16 protein-coding genes are annotated in these 16,112 nt (G+C 61.2%); 7 read left to right on the top strand and 9 right to left on the bottom strand.

Going from position 1 to position 16,112, the window contains the following annotated elements; all coding sequences use genetic code 11:
* Positions 1-567: 567 nt before the first annotated feature.
* Together MchiMG62_RS10865 and MchiMG62_RS10860 are read right to left on the bottom strand one after the other, a co-directional pair.
* The gene (locus tag MchiMG62_RS10865) at positions 568-1,005 is read right to left on the bottom strand and encodes a hemerythrin domain-containing protein (protein ID WP_054847979.1); all 438 of its coding nucleotides are present in this window, start codon (positions 1,003-1,005) and stop codon (positions 568-570) included.
* 103 nt (positions 1,006-1,108) lie between these two features.
* Complete coding sequence (locus MchiMG62_RS10860) at positions 1,109-1,558, bottom strand: hemerythrin domain-containing protein (RefSeq protein WP_221056970.1); 450 nt, start codon at positions 1,556-1,558, stop codon at positions 1,109-1,111.
* A 252-nt stretch (positions 1,559-1,810) separates the two neighbouring features.
* Between MchiMG62_RS10860 and MchiMG62_RS10855 the strand changes: the two genes are divergently transcribed.
* Positions 1,811-3,103, top strand: a complete 1,293-nt coding sequence (locus MchiMG62_RS10855) for an APC family permease (RefSeq protein ID WP_221056969.1) — start codon at positions 1,811-1,813, stop codon at positions 3,101-3,103.
* Between the two features lie 130 nt (positions 3,104-3,233).
* Here MchiMG62_RS10855 and MchiMG62_RS10850 read toward each other — a convergent pair whose 3' ends face one another.
* The gene (locus MchiMG62_RS10850) at positions 3,234-4,727 is read right to left on the bottom strand and encodes an MBL fold metallo-hydrolase (RefSeq protein ID WP_244987696.1); all 1,494 of its coding nucleotides are present in this window, start codon (positions 4,725-4,727) and stop codon (positions 3,234-3,236) included.
* Between the two features lie 150 nt (positions 4,728-4,877).
* Positions 4,878-5,384, bottom strand: coding sequence for a flavodoxin domain-containing protein (locus tag MchiMG62_RS10845; protein WP_221056967.1), 507 nt, complete (start codon positions 5,382-5,384; stop codon positions 4,878-4,880).
* 81 nt (positions 5,385-5,465) lie between these two features.
* Here MchiMG62_RS10845 and MchiMG62_RS10840 point away from each other — a divergent pair, with 81 nt between their 5' ends.
* The gene (locus MchiMG62_RS10840) at positions 5,466-6,107 is read left to right on the top strand and encodes a tetratricopeptide repeat protein (RefSeq protein ID WP_221056966.1); all 642 of its coding nucleotides are present in this window, start codon (positions 5,466-5,468) and stop codon (positions 6,105-6,107) included.
* Positions 6,108-6,260: 153 nt separating this feature from the next.
* Here the strand turns inward: MchiMG62_RS10840 and MchiMG62_RS10835 are convergent, their stop codons facing one another.
* The 5 genes from MchiMG62_RS10835 to MchiMG62_RS10815 form a co-directional block, all read right to left on the bottom strand.
* Entirely contained in the window at positions 6,261-7,481 is a 1,221-nt protein-coding gene (locus tag MchiMG62_RS10835) for an ABC transporter permease (protein WP_221056965.1), read from the bottom strand.
* Positions 7,478-8,149 carry an ABC transporter ATP-binding protein gene (locus MchiMG62_RS10830; RefSeq protein WP_221056964.1) on the bottom strand — a complete coding sequence of 224 codons (672 nt, stop codon included), beginning with the start codon at positions 8,147-8,149 and terminating at the stop codon, positions 7,478-7,480. Before MchiMG62_RS10830 ends, MchiMG62_RS10835 begins: the two co-directional genes overlap by 4 nt.
* Before the next feature lie 15 nt (positions 8,150-8,164).
* Complete coding sequence (locus MchiMG62_RS10825) at positions 8,165-9,409, bottom strand: COG1361 S-layer family protein (RefSeq protein ID WP_221056963.1); 1,245 nt, start codon at positions 9,407-9,409, stop codon at positions 8,165-8,167.
* 465 nt (positions 9,410-9,874) lie between these two features.
* Positions 9,875-10,084, bottom strand: coding sequence for a helix-turn-helix transcriptional regulator (locus MchiMG62_RS10820; RefSeq protein ID WP_221056962.1), 210 nt, complete (start codon positions 10,082-10,084; stop codon positions 9,875-9,877).
* Positions 10,068-10,541, bottom strand: coding sequence for a DUF2178 domain-containing protein (locus MchiMG62_RS10815; RefSeq protein WP_221056961.1), 474 nt, complete (start codon positions 10,539-10,541; stop codon positions 10,068-10,070). Before MchiMG62_RS10815 ends, MchiMG62_RS10820 begins: the two co-directional genes overlap by 17 nt.
* Before the next feature lie 350 nt (positions 10,542-10,891).
* On the opposite strand from MchiMG62_RS10815, the gene MchiMG62_RS10810 reads away from it, so the two are divergent.
* The 5 genes from MchiMG62_RS10810 (at position 10,892) to MchiMG62_RS10790 (ending at position 16,080) form a co-directional block, all read left to right on the top strand.
* Entirely contained in the window at positions 10,892-11,740 is an 849-nt protein-coding gene (locus MchiMG62_RS10810; RefSeq protein ID WP_221056960.1) for a DUF364 domain-containing protein, read from the top strand.
* Between the two features lie 216 nt (positions 11,741-11,956).
* Positions 11,957-13,144, top strand: coding sequence for a FecCD family ABC transporter permease (locus MchiMG62_RS10805; protein ID WP_221056959.1), 1,188 nt, complete (start codon positions 11,957-11,959; stop codon positions 13,142-13,144).
* Complete coding sequence (locus MchiMG62_RS10800) at positions 13,141-13,944, top strand: ABC transporter ATP-binding protein (RefSeq protein ID WP_221056958.1); 804 nt, start codon at positions 13,141-13,143, stop codon at positions 13,942-13,944. The genes MchiMG62_RS10805 and MchiMG62_RS10800 overlap by 4 nt, the downstream gene beginning before the upstream one ends.
* A 112-nt stretch (positions 13,945-14,056) precedes the next feature.
* Complete coding sequence (locus MchiMG62_RS10795) at positions 14,057-15,244, top strand: ABC transporter substrate-binding protein (protein WP_221056957.1); 1,188 nt, start codon at positions 14,057-14,059, stop codon at positions 15,242-15,244.
* Positions 15,241-16,080 carry a class I SAM-dependent methyltransferase gene (locus tag MchiMG62_RS10790; protein WP_244987695.1) on the top strand — a complete coding sequence of 280 codons (840 nt, stop codon included), beginning with the start codon at positions 15,241-15,243 and terminating at the stop codon, positions 16,078-16,080. The genes MchiMG62_RS10795 and MchiMG62_RS10790 overlap by 4 nt, the downstream gene beginning before the upstream one ends.
* Positions 16,081-16,112: the final 32 nt, after the last annotated feature.

Here is a 16,112-nt window from a genome sequence, read left to right as displayed (position 1 = left end):
CCGGGCGACGTTTACCCGGTGCGTTTCCCTCATCTTCTCCCGGGTGCCCTGTGGATTCATTACGTTGATGCTTGGAGAGAATTTCAGGGCGCGATCGTTACTTCGTCGACCTCTCAACAGCGGGAGATGCTGCTCTGGTATTCCGGTTCCTCGCTTGCATTCCGTCGATCTCATGATGCACCGCAAGCACGGTGGCATCGTACTGATAATATATATCTAAACTATTTAACATTATGTATTTGTTGAGTATATTTGATTAACTTGCTCGTGGGGTAACCACCCCCGGAGGGTGCCCGGGTCTGGAAGCGGTCCCGGCCGACCGCCAGAGCTCCGAAACGCTCTCGTTCGCACTACACACCCGGACCGCCGCTCTTCCTGTACGGTGTGCAGTACCCGCGAGGGCGCCTCTTCGTCGGTCGGTAGACCAGTGCCGGAAACCTTCTGCAGCCGGATCGGGATGGGGTCCATCCGGCAGCCTGTTCTTTTCACACCCGACCTCCACGCATGCGACCGGGATAGGGGTTCGCAGATGCGATGCTCTGATCGTGACTGTGCAACACCGGCAGGTCACATCACCGCAGTCTGTGCCGCCGCCTCTTTCTCCTGCTGGAATGTCTCGGTGAGTTCAAAGAGGTTGCCTCTGCTGAGGTGCTGCTCCGCCAGGGCGAAGACTCTCTGCTCCTCCGTTGTGAAGTGCGCTTCCACATCCTCCCTCAGTTCACGGAGCTCCGGCAACCAGGCGTCGTCCTGGAGCGAGATTCTCTCGAAGCGCGCAAGCGCCGCACGAACCTCGTTATGCTCGTCGAGCGACCGCCGTATCTCCTCCGGAACCCTGTCCTGGAGATGTGCATACAGGGTAACCTCCTCCGCATGCATGTGCCCCGGCAGTTCCCGGCGCAGCGTGATGCACCGGACGTCCCGGGTCTCGGGATTGCTCTCGAGTTCGTCGAAGAGCGCCCTGATGAGATCGTGATCCTCCCGGATCAGTTCAAGAACCTGCGGCATACGCGTCCTCCGTCCGGGGGAGAATAGGGGAAGAGGAACTTAACGGTTTCGCCCGGACGTTCCCGGCCAAAAAAGAGAGGTGCCGACACATTCACCCGGTTGCTCAGCGTGCCGCCATCGGCATCGCGCTCTTCTTTGCCTCTTCGTAACTGCTGCCGAGACTCAAGAGTTCGGCGCTGCTCATCTTCTGCTGCATCTCGGGGAAGATATGCTCCTCCTCCTCGCTGATATGGTGTTTCACGTTCTCCTGGATCACCGTTATCTTCGCCACCCAGACATCCTCCTCCGACGTGGATGCGCTGTCGAGCTGGGATAAGAGCGTCTTGACCGCGTTGTGCTCCTCGATCGACTCGAGGGCTATCTCCTTCATCCCCGAGTCCATGAGTTTCGGGTATACGGCCTGTTCCTCCCCGATCATATGCGATATGAGGTTCTTCTTCATGGTAGTGTACTTCTGCTCCCGGTTGCTCGTGCCCGTGCTTGAGAGCTCCGAGAGTTGCGAGAGCACCATCTCGTGCTCCTGCTTCAGGATATCGATAACGTTCTGTGCCATCGAGTCACTTCCCCCCGCTCGTGCAGGGAAGCCATGAGGAGCGAGACGGATATATATACGTTATGCGGAGTCCCGTCCCGCGGCCTTTCCGCTCTTTCCGGCAGCGATCCCTCCGGCTGGATGGCGTATCGTGCCGGTACCCGGCAGTCGTTGCCGGATGTCCGTGAACCACCCCGGCCTGAAAGGCGGTGTCTTCCCACTCCGCCTCCTTCATCCCCGCAAGATAAATGCTGCAGGCGCATAGGATTGTACATGTCGAACGAGGACCGGGACAGCCCGGCTCCCGGAACGAAACTCCGGCGCGAACTCGGCCTTCCCGCGGTCACCCTCTCGGGCGTCGGGATCATCCTGGGGGCCGGGATCTATGCCCTGCTCGGAGAAGCGGCCGGAATGGCCGGAAACGCCGTCTGGCTGACCTTCGCCGTCGCCGCCGCCATCGCCGGCTTCAGTGCGCTGAGTTACGCCGAACTCTCGTCGATGTACCCCCGTGCGAGCGCCGAGTTCGAGTACGTCAGAAACGCCTTCGGGAGGAGGCTTGCGTTCGTCGTCGGGTGGCTGATCACCTTCTCCGGCATCCTCGGGGCCGCGACCGTCTCGCTCGGGTTCTCCGGTTACTTCTCGGATCTCTTCGGCTTCCCGGCACTCCCCTCCGCCGTCCTGCTCCTCCTCGTCCTTGCCGGGATCCTCCTCTACGGTATCAGGGAGACCGCCCGGGCCGCCATCGCCATGACCCTCGTCGAGGTCGGGGGGATCGTCATGGTCATCCTGATCGGCCTCCCGTATCTTGGACGGGTAGACTACTTCGAGATGCCCTTCGGGGTTCCGGGTCTCCTGCAGGCCTCTGCACTCGTCTTCTTTGCCTACATGGGGTTTGAGGAGATCGTGAAACTCTCGGAAGAGACCAGAAACCCCGAACGAGCCATCCCCCTCGCCCTGACGATCGCGCTTGCCATCTCCGTCGTCCTCTATATCCTGGTCTCCCTCGCCGCCGTCTCCGTCGTCGGGTGGGAGCAGCTCGCCGCGTCGAGGGCGCCCTTTGCCGACGTCGCTTCGGTCGCCCTCGGTCCTGCGGCGTTCACCGTCATCTCCGTCATCGCTCTCTTCGCCACGGCAAACACCGCCCTCCTGATGATGATGGCGTCATCCCGGATCATCTACGGGATGGCCTCCTCCTCCTCGCTCCCGGCAGCCCTCGCCCGGGTGCACCCCCGGACGCGGACGCCGTGGACGGCCATCGTCGCCGTTCTGCTTGCTTCCATCGCGTTCCTCTTTGCTGGCGAGATCGACTTCGTTGCAAGCATCACGAACTTCACGCTCTTCGTGACGTTCGCCGTCATCAACGCGTCCGTGATCCTGCTCCGCTACCGTGCACCGGACGCTCTCCGGCCGTTCCGGGTACCGGGCAGCATCGGCAGGCTCCCGGTCATCCCGGCCGTCGGCATCGTCTCGACCCTCCTTCTCCTCATCCAGCTGGAGTCTCTGGCGCTGATGGTCGGCGGGGTCATGGTCGTTATCGGTGCGCTGATTGCCCTGGCCGGCGAGTAGGGGTCATACGGAGCTAAATGTGAGTTCCCCGTAGGGGAGGGGCATGAGAAGAACGATGAGCCGGAGGGTTCCACAACAATGGGTCCCCATGGAAAGGCGGGTTGATGGGTGCCCGTGCTCACCCGTCGAATTAGCCCGTTCTTTCCTCGTCTGCCCGGTAGCGCTCGATGGGCCCGACCGCTTCCAGTCTCCCGTCCGAGAGGACGGATATGGCGCCGTGGCCGCACGCGACCCGGCACCGGCGGCCGGTCGGGGCGAGTTCCTCGTCCAGGTTCCGGATCAGTTCGAGCAACGCCTTCCTCTCCCGGCGTGCGCAGTCGCTGTCGACGTTGACCGAGGTCACCAGGAAGTCGGCGAGCGAGTTGTAGCGTCTCCGGGCCTCGTCGAGGCTGCCGAAGTTGATCAGCGTGTCGGCGGTGAAGATGATCCCGTGCGTGGGGCAGAAGAAGTAGACCTGGCCGTGCATGTGCCCGCCGAGTGACTCGAGCACCTCGAACTCGAGGTCGTGAACCGTAAAACGTGCGAGGACGGGGAAGATCGAGCGCATGCCGAGCCTCTCCGCCGGGAAGATCTCGGGGTCGTTCGGGGGAGTGAAGTGCGAGAAGAGGTTAATGACGGTCGTGTAGACCTCTTCGAGGATCGAGGACTCGCTGCGCGACCCGTATGCCCGGTTTGCCCGGCGGATGATCTCGAGCGACCCGGTGTGCGTATACGCTTTCGCGTCAAAAAGCCCCCCCGCCCCGCAGTGGTCGGCATCGGCATGGGTGATGTAGATCCTCCGGATATTCCCGAGATCTCCGAGCCCGTAGTGCCGGAACATCCGGACGGCGTCCTCGTGATAGATCCCGTACCCGGTATCGATCATCACCGTCTCGTCCGGGGCGCGGAGCAGGAAGATGTTCCCGCCGCCCGGCATCTGGAAGCAGAAGACCTCGACGTCGTCGGTGAGGCCGATGCGCTGTACGTCGGCGTAGAACCGGTCGCCGGTGGTGTCCCGGAGCGTCCGGCCCGTGAGCAGGATGGACTCGAAGACCTCTCTCGGGTCCTGGCCGAGACTGTTGAGTTCCTGGACGATGTGGTTGACGTCCTGGAGGAGCGAGAGCAGGAACTCGTCCTCCGCCGTCCCGATCAGCCCCCGCACCGCCTGGGCGAACCGGACGTAGAAGACGGTGTCGTCGAGTTTCTCGCCGGTGGTGTCGTACTCCAGGATCTCAAGCCGGTAACGGGACTTCAGCCGGTCGAGCAGGCTCTCGACGATCGCGGTCTCCTCGACGTTCAGGCTGATGGTGACTCTCCCGGGGTCCGGCCTCCGGTCGTCGAAGTCGATGTAGGCGATGTTCGCCCCCGCCCCGGTGACGTAGGTGAGCAGTTCGAAGAGGGAGCCGGGTTCGTGGGGGGGGTATACGGAGAGTTTGAGGAACCCGAGCGTGGGGAGCGACTCCTGGAGGTAGCCGAGCGCGTGAAGGTCTCTCTTCATCAGGGAGTAACTCTCCGGTTCTGCGGCCACCTCAAAAAAGACCGTGGCGGGATCGATCCTGCGGTCGTACTGGATGCGGATGATGTTGCCCGCATAAGACTTGACGATCTCGGCCGCGCGATGCAGCGCGCCCGGTTTGTCGGGCATTCTGGCGACAAAAGAGTATTTATTCACCCGGTTCACCTTATGGTTTATAGAGGTGAGCGGCCGTCCTATAAGCACTTTTTTGTGCGTTGCGGCACCCTGAACGAGAAAATGGGGGGTTTCTGTGCCTGCACACCGCCCCATCGCGGCCGGTCACGTCGCTATGATCTTCTGATGCACCGCCTGCGCCCAGGCGCGGACGGCCCCCCAGTCGCGGAAGTCCCCGGTCGTTGCCCGGATCATCTTGACGATGGTGCGGTCGGTGAAGGAGAGGCCGCTGCTCTTCAGTCTGCCCGGGAAGATGCCGACCTCCACCGGGTTGACGAGCAGCCTGACTGAGTCCATTGATGCTTCTGCTTTCCTGAGGATCTCGGGGCTTCTGTCCGTGACCGTGAGGCCCACGGTGAAGTAGGCGACCGGGATGGTGCGCAGACGCTGCTGGTTTCTCTCGATGAATACCTGCGGTTCCGGGAGCCATTTCCCCATGTATATCGGGCTCCCGATGACGGCGGCCCGATACGGGGAGAGATCCTGGACTTCCCCCACCGGCCGGACATCGACATCGACGCCCGCTTTGCGGAGTTCGTCGCCGATCGCCTCCGCCACTTCTGCGGTAGAGCCGTAGCGGGTAGCGTAGGCAACAAGAATCCTCTCTGTCATGAGTAGTTACTTCGTGTTCGACCGGTCTTATTCGTTGCGGGCCGGGTTATCTTCTTATGGGTTGATCCCCCTTTAGGTTCGATGGCGACTAGAGATGAGGATGCCGAACGTTGGTATCACAGAGGTCAGGCTCTCTGCACCACCGGATGTTTCACCGATGCGGTCGTCTGTTACGATAAGGCACTTGAACTCTCTCCCGACGATCCCGTCCTCTGGAGGAGGAAAGGGTTTGCTCTCATCAAGGCCGGGCGCTACGACGAGGCGGTCGCCTGTTTTGATAAGGCGCTCGCCGTAGACCCCGACGATGCGACGGCATGGCAGCGGAAGGGCTACGCTCTCGCGCACCTCGGGGAGCACGGCAGCGCGGTCGCCTGCTGCGATCGGGCGCTCAGTCTTGACCCGGAGCACATCCTCGCCTGGCAGAGCCGGGGCTGGATGCTCGGGGTGATGTGCCGCTACGACGAGGCGGTAGAATGTTACGAGACGGTTCTCTCGATCGACCCGGAACGGGGGTCGGCGGCCTGGCACCGGGATCGGATGCGAGAGAGGCGGGGTCTCGCGGCGCTCGAAGCAGAGATCCGGGAGGCCGGGCGGGTCGTCGAGGTGCCGGCCTGCATCCGTGACGTGGCCCGGGAGCGGGACTACGGGAACGTGGATCTCGCGCGGGCGGTGCTCCGGGAACTGGTCGGGCGGGCGGAGAGGGCGGCGATTCAGCGGGGGTGAGTGCGGCCGGTTCCCCCGGAATCTATCTTTTATCCATCTCGCGCTCTTCGAAGGCCTTCGGTCTTCTCAAGTTCCGGACATCCCGCCCGTCGCACTTCGCGTGAGGCATCGTTACTGTCCCTGTACCCTCCTCGCGCAAAGGCGTGAATCATCCTATTCGGCACGCAACGCCTCGATCGGGTCGAGGTTCGACGCTCGCCACGCCGGGTAGACCCCGGTAATGATGCAGATCGCGGCGCCGACGGCCATAGCCATCGGGACGTAGACGATGCTCCCGGGCGCAAAGAAGTGCTCGGCGGTGCCGACCATGCCAAGCACGACGATATAGCCGATGACGATGCTCGCAATAGCACCGATGACCGCTCCGACGAGCCCGAGGATCCCTGCCTCGTAGATGAACATCCGCAGGATCTCGGTTCGCTGCGTCCCGATGGAGCGGAGGATCCCGATCTCGCGTACCCGCTCGTTCACCGACATCATCATGACGTTGAAGATCGAGACCGCGGCAACGAGGAGCGAGATCCCGGCAATCGCCATCACGAACGTCGTCATCGTGGAGACCGTCGAGGTGATGCTCTCCATCATGCGGCTGCTGTCCTGGACGGTGACCGTATCCTCTTTCCTGTTGAGTTCGTCTTCGATCGCCTCCGTGACCGCATCGATATCGTTTAAGTCGTTCACGACGACGTTGACCTGGTCGTACTCACCTTCGCCGCCGTAGATGCCGGTGAAGAGTTTCTGGGTGCCGACGATCGCCATATCCGTGGAGAGATCCATCGACATGCCGCGCTCCTCGAGGATGCCGACGACCCGGACGGTCGTGGTGGACCCCTCGTCGGGGTCGCCGATATCTATCTTGCTCCCGATCTTGAGGTCAAGCCGCTCGGCAAGCGTCGGCCCGACCACCACCGAGGTCGTGCTCTTGGGGTATTCTCCCGTCTCGACGGTGAGGATCCCGCGGATGATCTCCGCATCAAGGCCGTAGATGGTCGCTCTTCCTTCTTCCGACCCGACCTCGATCCGGTCGGATTCCGACATGACGGTGTAGGCGGTCCCGTACTTCGCGACGATGCGCTGAATTGTCTTGAACTCGCTTTCCGTGATCGCATCGTCGTCGGAGGAGCCCCCGCTACCTCCACCACCCGGTCCTCCCATCATGCCGCCCCCGCCTCCGCGGTATGCGGTGACGGTAAGTTTGTTCGCCATATCGGAGAGTTCCTCCGTGACCGAGAGCGTCATGTTCGCTCCCATCATGCCGATCGAGGCGATGGCGACGACGCCGATCACGATACCGAGGGCGGCGAGGACCGATCTGAGGAAGTGGAGCCTGACGCTCCGTACCGAGAGCGCGAAGATGATGTCGTTTCCGATCATGCGACCATCCCGTCCCGTATCGTGATCGTCCTGTCCGCGTACCCGGCGGTCTCCGGGTTATGGGTCACCATGACGATTGTCCGGCCCCTGCCGTGGAGACCCGCGAGGATTTCCATGATCTGGAGGCTCGTTTGCGAGTCCAGGTTGCCGGTCGGCTCGTCGCAGAGGAGGATGGCCGGGTCGTTGACGAGCGCCCGGGCGATCGCGATCCGTTGCTGCTGGCCTCCCGAGAGTTCGCTTGGCTTATGTGCCGAGAGGTTTTCGTCGATCCCGACCTGGGCGAGGAGATCCCTCACCCGCCCGGTGTCGTCGTTCTTCCTGTGCTTCATGATATAGGGGTATTCGACGTTCTCGTAGGCGGAAAGAAGGGGGATGAGGTTGAACTTCTGGAAGATGTAGCCGATGGAAGAGAGCCGGAGGCTGGTCAACTCCCGGTCGTCCATCTCCCTGGTGTTCTTCCCGGCGAGAAAAAGGTCGCCCGACGTGGGACGATCGAGGCACCCGATCTGGTTGAGGAGGGTCGACTTCCCCGACCCCGACGGCCCCATGATGGCAACGAACTCCCCCTCGTCGATCCGGAGGGATATCCCTCTTAACGCCGTGACGTCGCCTGAAGGGAGGGGGTAGACCTTTTTGACGTCGTCGAGTTCGATAACCGGACTGCTCATCTATCTTCCCCCGGGTTACTTGCGGAGCCGCTCAAGGATCTTCCCTAAGTAACCCTTCCGCCATGCGGCGACGACAGCCACGCCTCCGATGATCACGAGGAGGATCTCCGCTACCGGGATCTGCGAAAACCCGCTGCCGAACGATCCGAACATGCCCATGCCCCCTCTTCCACTCTGGGGGCCGCTGGTCATCCCGGACGGCATCTGGTTGCCGGTGCCGGCCTGCGGCGCCTGCCCTGCGGAGGAGAGGGAGACGGTCACGGTCTCGCTGAAGGTTTTGCCGTTCTCGTCTTTGTACTGGACGAGGAGTGGGATGGAGGACGCGCCCTCGGCGCTGCACGTGACCTCGAAGCTCGAGAAGTCGTCCGGTTCCAGTCCGCCGACGACGTAGACCGGGTAGGGGTCGGTCGGGGTCGCCGGGTCATCGACGGTGATCTTGACAGAGTACGCATCTTTCAGGCCGGCGTTGGTCACGTCGCCGGTCAGCGTGATCGCGCCGCCGCTCTGCGACATCTCGATGTTATTGACCACCATATCCGGTTCGACCGTTCTCTGACCGATCTCGATAGGGACGGTCAAGATGGCGTGGTGCTCGTTGATCCCGTTCCGGTAAGAGACATCGAAGGTGAGTTCGGTCGACTGTGATGCCAGGATCCGGAACGAGGCGTTCTTCTCCTCGTCCGGCGCGAGGGCGCCGAGGAAGACGGCCGTCTGGGTACTCTTGACGTCTTCGCCGGTCGGGGTGACGGTTACGCCGTTCACGCTGTTCCCGCGGGGGTTACCGACGGAGAGAACGATGGTGTCTTCGCTGTTTGCCGGGTAGGTCTCCGGGGCGTCGACGATACTGACCCGGATCTCGGTGCTCTCAACCGTCACCGGAACGGAGTAGCGGACGCTCCCGCTCTCCCGGAGGTCCAGGTAGAAGGTCGGGTAGTAGATGCCGTCCGCGGTATCGGCCCGCACGGTGAACGTGAACGACATGGTGTTCCCGGGGCCGATGATGCCCACCGAATCGTAGGTCTTGTCGTTGACGACGGCAATCCCGTTGGGATAGAGTTCAGCCCTGCTGATGGCAACGCCTGTCTCCCCGGTGTTCTTGATATCGACCGTTACCGTGCCCATATCCCCGCGCATGAGCGCGTCGGGGTTGACGGTGACTCCGGTGACCGCGATCTGTTCCTCAGCCGACGCATTGGCCGCCGCCGCAGCACCCACGATTGTCGAGAGAAGGAGGAGCAGGATGCAGAGGTTACGCATCATCCGCTCTGCCTCCGGGGCATGGAGGCTCCTCTACGGCATCGGCGCTGTTCCGGTATCGTTCTGGCAGGTTTCATGGTCTTCTCACTCACTTTTGATATGCTGCTCTGATGTCGCGCCCTTCTCGGAATCTGCGGGAAGGACTGCCGGACAATGTAAGGTACATTTTACATATTGTTATTTATAACTTACCAATAGTGATATATTTTGAACAAAATGGTGGGTCGACTCGACATCTTTCGTGAACGGGCACCGGCCTATGGGTACGTCTCGGTTCGTCCCGCCGAACCACCGGCTTCCATGGATCGTGCGCCGGCATGGTGGGTTATGCAGGATCTACGATCAAAGGACGCACGAAATCCGGGATAGAAGAGGGGAGGCGATGGCCGGGGGCAGGCTGCCTTATTTGTTATGGTGAGTCGGGGTTGTGGGCCGGAAACGCCCGGGCAGCGCCCCCGGTCTTGGGGGTTACTTCCGCTCCGTCGCATCGCCGTAGAGGAAGATCTCCTCGATGGCGACGCCGAAGAACCTGGCGATCTTGAAGGCGAGTTCGAGCGAGGGGTCGTACTTCCCCTTCTCGATGGCGAGGATGGTCTGCCGGGTGACCCCGAGCTCGTTTGCGAGCCCTTCCTGGGTAAGGTCGTGCATCGCCCGGTAGACCTTAATCCTGTTCTTCATCGGTATCCCATTCTCCGTACTTGCGGGCGTAATACATCCTGAACCCGACGTAGAGGAAGATCATCAGGCAGAGCAGCGCCATCTGAAAGAGAGCGAAACCGCCGATGAACGGGAGTTCGAGCACGTCGGGTGGGGCCGTTCCGGGAGGTCCCGGGTGGGGCGGGCGCAACCCGAGCGGCCTTGAGAACGCAACGACCGCACTCCCGAGACTGATCGCAAAGAAGGCCACCCAGAAGACCTCCAGTGTCCGGAGCGCCGCCTTCTGTGTGATCATCGCCGTCCGTTCGTCCTCTATTCTCTCTTCGACCGCCCTTCGCGCCGCATACAGCAAGAGGACGCCGAGGACGAACGCGACCTGGATCAGGATCGGTCTCTCGAGCTCCACTGAGAGCCAGAAGATGCCGACCTCGGCGAGCGCAACGATACCGGCCAGAAGATAGAACGTGTTTCGCTTCATAGCAGTCTGTGTATACAAGCTTGGGCATTTCGTTATTAATGTTTAACTTCAGGGTCAGCAGGAGATCCCGCCGTCCTGACAGACGCCCTGTGCGATTATCCGGATTGTTCTCCGCCTGACACTCTGCCGGGAAGGGTTCTATGGTGCCCTTCCTCCCCTTTTGCGCCGGCATGGGCGCCGATATCGCCTGGGCCGGCAATGAGCGAGACGGTGCACGGTGTGCATTGACGGGTGAGAGAGGGGCGGGCTGGGTACAGGGTATTTATTTTACAGAAAATGCGGGACGTTATCATTAAATGGATTTCCTTCCTTAATCCTGTTAACCGAACAGGACTAAAAACAGGAACTCCATGACACCTCCGTCCGCACACCCCGGTTCGATTCTCGAAGAAACCCTTGGAAAGATCCGTGAGATCCTCGGAAGCGATCTTGACTCCATCACCGTGGAGCGGGTCGTGATCGGGATCTTCTTTACCGGCGTAAAACTCAGCGACGGCTCCGGTGGCCTCTGCTTCACCCCGATAAAAGAGATCCCGGAAGCGGTCTGCTGTCCCAGTTCGGCCCGCGCCATGCCCTACCCCGGACGGTTTGTGGGGCGAAGCGTCGCGGAGTTTCTCCGCGACCTCCCCCGTGCGCCCCCGCTCAAAAAAGCGGTCGGTATTGCCATTCTCAACGCGCTCTCCGAATCCTGCTGGAAGCACCGGCCCGACCACATCCGGGAGACCGGGCGGGACATCCTTGCTACCGTGCCGCTGCCCGGGGACGGGTACGTCGTGGTGGTGGGGGCGCTCGTGCCGATCATCCGGCGGCTCAAGGCGCGGGGAAAGCCGTTCGGGATCCTCGAACTCGACCTGCGCACGTTGAAGCCCGACGAACTGCCCTACGCCATCTCTCCGGATAACGCGGATGCAGAAGTCCGCAGGGCCGACATGCTCGTCATCACCGGCACCACCCTCATCAACAACACCCTCGAACCCCTGCTTGCTCTCGCCCGGCCCGGTGCTTCGATCGTTGTCGTCGGGCCGACCGCCAGCATGCTTCCGGATGCATTCTTCCGGCGCGGCGTAACAATCCTCGGGGGGGACAGCGTCACCCGCCCCGACGAGGTGCTCGATACGATTGCAGAGGGAGGCTCCGGGTATCATTTCTTCGGCAAATCCGCGGAGAAGACGACCGTCTGCCGGTCGGACACCCCCTGAACGAAACATTTTGCAGGCCGATCTTTTGGAGCGGAAACGGATCCGTCTCCGGGGCACCGGCCCGATCATCCATCAGCGTCTGCGCCGGCAGGCGATCCTGCCGCTCTGTTCGACCGATCCTTATTTCCGGTAGTATGATCTGTTAATAAAATATTGTTAACTGATCTGAAAATAAAAGTGTATTTATTTAACTTTGAAAAAGAATCAATACCATACATGGCTGATGCAGAACCGACGAGATCACCTCTTACAACACCGACCGGCGCTGCAACGGAGACCCGGTTGCACACGGCCGGTACAGCATCGGCCCCATCCGTATCGGACCGAGAGCTGCCCGACTACCGGCTCCGGTTTATCCTTCTGCTGCTCGCCGCCGTTTTCTGCGTCATCGCCTCGTTTGCCGTCGGCAGATTCTCGCTCGGCATCTCCGACGCCGTTCTCATTCTCCTCTCGCCGGCCGTTCACTTCGCCATGTCGATGGATATCCCGGTTCTGGGCGATATTGTTCACATCCTTCTCTCGCCGGTCATTCCCGTGGCGGAGACCTGGGACGATGCGATGTACAGCGTCGTCTTCAACATCCGCCTGCCGAGAATCCTCGCGGCACTTCTCGTCGGGGCCGCCCTCTCGACGGCCGGCGCCGCATATCAGGGAATGTTCCAGAATCCTCTCGTCTCTCCCGATATCCTCGGGGCATCCGCCGGTGCCGGTTTCGGCGCAGCCCTTGCCATCTACTTTTACCTCGGGACCGGGGCGATCACGGTCTTCGCCTTCGCCGGGGGTCTTGTTGCGGTCGGCACCGCGTATGCGGTCAGCCGCCTGACGAGAGGAAACCCCACCCTCGGTATGGTCCTGGCCGGCATTCTTGTCGCCAGTCTCTTCTCCGCATCCACGTCCTACATCAAACTCGTCGCCGATACCAACGATCAGCTGCCGGCCATCACCTACTGGCTGATGGGCAGCCTTGCCGGCGCGACCATGGAGGACGTGTACTTTGCGGGCGTGGTGATCGTCATCGGCCTCATCCCCCTTTACCTGTTCCGCTGGAGGATGAACGTCCTCACCCTCGGCGAGGACGAGGCGAAGAGCATGGGGATCAACACCAACCTGCTCCGGCTGATCGTGATCCTCTGTGCAACCCTCGTTACGGCGGTCGCCGTCTCCATCTCCGGCATCATCGGCTGGGTCGGCCTCGTGATCCCGCACTTCTGCCGGATGATCTTCGGCTACGACTACCGGAGGATCATTCCTGCGGCAATCATTATGGGCGGCGGATTTCTTCTCCTGGTGGATAATTTCGCCCGGACGATAGCAACCACCGAGGTGCCGCTCGGCATTCTCACCGCGTTCGTCGGAGCGCCGATCTTCGCCTATCTGCTGATGATGGGAGGGAAACGGTCATGAGCCTGGAGATATCTCATCTCTCCTTTGCCTACGGCAGGCGTACCCGCCTGGTACTCGACGATGTCTCGTTCTCGGTGAAGGAGGGAGATCTCCTCGCCGTGCTCGGGCCGAACGGCGTCGGGAAGAGTACGATGTTCCGGTGCATTCTCGGATTTTTGCGAAACTACCGGGGCAGCATCCGGCTGAATGGTCTGGATATCAAGACTCTCGATCATAAGGAGATTGCAAAGCATGTCGCCTACATCCCCCAGTCGACGCATCCGGTCTTCAACTACACGGTGCTGGATGTGGTCCTGATGGGCCTGACCAATCAGGTGCGTCTGCTTGGTACGCCGAACCGGGGCCACATCGATGAGGCGTACGCGGCGATGGAGAACCTTGGGATCGCTCATCTCCGGGATGCAGGATACGGCGAGATCAGCGGCGGCGAGCGGCAGCTTGCCCTGGTCGCCCGGGCGCTTGTGCAGAAGGCAAAGATCCTGATCATGGACGAGCCGACGGCAAACCTCGATTACGGCAACCAGTTCCGGGTGATGTGCCGGATATCGGATCTCGCGAGGGACGGCTATATCATCATCCTCTCGACCCACAATCCGGACCATGCATTTCTGTACGCGAACCGGACGCTGATGATCTACGGCGGGAGGGTGATCGCCGACGGAACGCCGGAGGATGTTCTGGATGCCGACCTGATCAAGGATGTCTATGGTGTGGATGTACATATCGAGGATTACCAGTACGGCTCACGCCGCCACAACCTCTGCATCCCGATCGACGGCGGCATCGGGAAGCACGGGTAGCATGGCCGTTAACTTATTTTGCTTTAACTGATTGAAATTGTAAGGTATTATATTTTATTCCATCAAATCCAGATCATAGTTGTATGAGTTCCCGTTTTCGGGAGGTGCACATATGAAGACAGTAATAAAAATGCTCGTGGTTCTCGTTCTCCTCTCCGGCACCGCCGTCGCATTCTGCAGCGCCGCCGAGGAGACCCGGACATTCGTCGACGATGTCGGCCGGGAGATCACCCTGCCGGTCAAGATCGACGCGGTCTCGCCGTCCGGCCCCCTGGCCCAGATCGTGCTCTACTCAGTGGATCAGGACCTCTTCGTGAGTGTCTCCAGCGAGTTTACCGATGCCCAGGCGAAGTACATCGATCCCCGGCTTCTGACGCTTCCGGTCACCGGCCAGTTCTACAGCTCCAAGGCCGCGACCATGAACCCCGAGTCGATCATGGAATTGAACAAAAACCTCAACATCGACGTGGTTCTGGACATCGGCGAGGCAAAGGAGACCATGAAGCCGGATCTTGATGATATCCAGTCGAAGACCGGTGTGGCGTTCGCGTTCGTCACCCAGAACAAGCTCGAGGAGATCCCCGCTTCCTACGTGAAACTCGGCGAACTTCTCTCCCGCCCGGAGCGCGGTCAGGAACTCTCCGACTACGTCTCCGCGCTTCTTGCCGAGTTTGATACCGGCATGAAGGAGGTCGGCGACAATAAAAAGTCCCTGATCTACGTGACCGCCATCGACGGCAACTCCATATCCATGATCGGAAAAGGCTCGTATCATGCCGAAGTTATCGATTATGTCGGCAACAACCTCGCAAAACCCGCGACGACCGGCGGGCCGGGCGACGAGTACACGATGGAGGATATCCTTCAGTTGAATCCCGATTACATCATCGTGGGGTACGTCGACGGGCACGCCTACTATAACACGATCATGACCGACCCGATGTGGCGGTCGCTCTCTGCGGTCAGGAACGGCAACGTCTACGAGGCGCCGTACGGCCCGTACAGCTGGATGGGCGGTCCGCCGTCGATTCAGCGGCTGTTGTCGATGATCTGGCTCGGGAACCTGATGTACCCGGACGTCTTCGACTATGATATCGACTATCGCGTCAAGGAGTTCTACACGCTGTTCTTCAGGTACGACCTGACGGATGCGGAGCTGGACGACCTGATGGTGTATGCAAAACCCGCCCCGGCATCCGCGTCGGCACAGGCAACCACGCAGGCCCCGGCCCCGCTCTTCGGCGTTCTTGCAGGTCTCGCCGCAGCAGCGGCTGTTGCCGGGAGGGGGCGCAACCGGTGAAGGATAGCGGCATGATGGTCGACTACATCTCTCTCTGGAACGAGCAGCATGAGGCGGCGAACCGCCAGAAGCAGATCCAAAACGACGGCAGAAGTTTCTGGGAAGACCCGGCAAACATTCGCCGCTTTGTGGACCGGCTGCTGAACGGCGACCGATCGCGTATCGTTGACCAGATTGCGGCGATGCAGATCCCTCCCGGGTCCACGGTGCTCGACATCGGGGCGGGTCCGGGGACTCTTGCCGTCCCCCTTGCTCTCGCGGGCTGCGACGTCACGGTCGTGGAGCCGTCCGCCGGGATGCGGGCCGCGATGAAGGAGTACCGGGAGTTCTCCGGGGCTCCGGAGATCCGCGAGATCCCCTCCCGGTGGGAGGATGCGGACCCGGCGGAGGTGGGGACGCACGATGTCGTCGTCGCTTCGTTCTCGCTAGCGCTCGACGATATCGGCCCTTCCCTCAAAAAGATAGACTCGGCGGCGAAGCGGTCGGTACACCTGTTCTGGTTCCTGACGCCGCCCGCGTGGACCGGGGCGAACTTCAGTCTCTGGCCGCGACTGCACGGAAGCGAGTTTGCTGCCGAACCGACGGCGGATCTCCTCTGGAACTGTTTGTGCCAGCTCGGGATCTATCCGGATCTAACGGTCGAAGGCGTGGAGAAAGGGCAGCGCTACCCGACCGAAGAGGAGGCTGTTGCCGACTACTGCCGGCGTCTCTATGTCCGCGACGACCGGCAGCGGGAGATCGTTGCTTCCTTCGTGCATGAGCGGATCGTGCGGACGAAAACCGGGTTCTGTATTCCGGGGGTCTCGAAGACGGCCCATATCCGGTGGGAGAAGTGACCATTCCCCGGAGCATGAGATAGATCCGGTCA

The organism is Methanoculleus chikugoensis, from assembly GCF_019669965.1.
Lineage (GTDB): Archaea > Halobacteriota > Methanomicrobia > Methanomicrobiales > Methanoculleaceae > Methanoculleus > Methanoculleus chikugoensis.
Note: the sequence above shows the minus strand (reverse complement) of the source record. Positions and strands in the feature narration are given on the sequence as shown.

Bases quoted from the DNA above. Each gene is read 5' to 3' on its own strand.
- MchiMG62_RS10865 (WP_054847979.1), bottom strand. From the start codon at position 1,005: ATGCCGCAGGTTCTTGAACTGATCCGGGAGGATCACGATCTCATCAGG.
- MchiMG62_RS10860 (WP_221056970.1), bottom strand. From the start codon at position 1,558: ATGGCACAGAACGTTATCGATATCCTGAAGCAGGAGCACGAGATGGTG.
- MchiMG62_RS10855 (WP_221056969.1), top strand. From the start codon at position 1,811: ATGTCGAACGAGGACCGGGACAGCCCGGCTCCCGGAACGAAACTCCGG.
- MchiMG62_RS10850 (WP_244987696.1), bottom strand. From the start codon at position 4,727: ATGCCCGACAAACCGGGCGCGCTGCATCGCGCGGCCGAGATCGTCAAG.
- MchiMG62_RS10845 (WP_221056967.1), bottom strand. From the start codon at position 5,384: ATGACAGAGAGGATTCTTGTTGCCTACGCTACCCGCTACGGCTCTACC.
- MchiMG62_RS10840 (WP_221056966.1), top strand. From the start codon at position 5,466: ATGGCGACTAGAGATGAGGATGCCGAACGTTGGTATCACAGAGGTCAG.
- MchiMG62_RS10835 (WP_221056965.1), bottom strand. From the start codon at position 7,481: ATGATCGGAAACGACATCATCTTCGCGCTCTCGGTACGGAGCGTCAGG.
- MchiMG62_RS10830 (WP_221056964.1), bottom strand. From the start codon at position 8,149: ATGAGCAGTCCGGTTATCGAACTCGACGACGTCAAAAAGGTCTACCCC.
- MchiMG62_RS10825 (WP_221056963.1), bottom strand. From the start codon at position 9,409: ATGATGCGTAACCTCTGCATCCTGCTCCTCCTTCTCTCGACAATCGTG.
- MchiMG62_RS10820 (WP_221056962.1), bottom strand. From the start codon at position 10,084: ATGAAGAACAGGATTAAGGTCTACCGGGCGATGCACGACCTTACCCAG.
- MchiMG62_RS10815 (WP_221056961.1), bottom strand. From the start codon at position 10,541: ATGAAGCGAAACACGTTCTATCTTCTGGCCGGTATCGTTGCGCTCGCC.
- MchiMG62_RS10810 (WP_221056960.1), top strand. From the start codon at position 10,892: ATGACACCTCCGTCCGCACACCCCGGTTCGATTCTCGAAGAAACCCTT.
- MchiMG62_RS10805 (WP_221056959.1), top strand. From the start codon at position 11,957: ATGGCTGATGCAGAACCGACGAGATCACCTCTTACAACACCGACCGGC.
- MchiMG62_RS10800 (WP_221056958.1), top strand. From the start codon at position 13,141: ATGAGCCTGGAGATATCTCATCTCTCCTTTGCCTACGGCAGGCGTACC.
- MchiMG62_RS10795 (WP_221056957.1), top strand. From the start codon at position 14,057: ATGAAGACAGTAATAAAAATGCTCGTGGTTCTCGTTCTCCTCTCCGGC.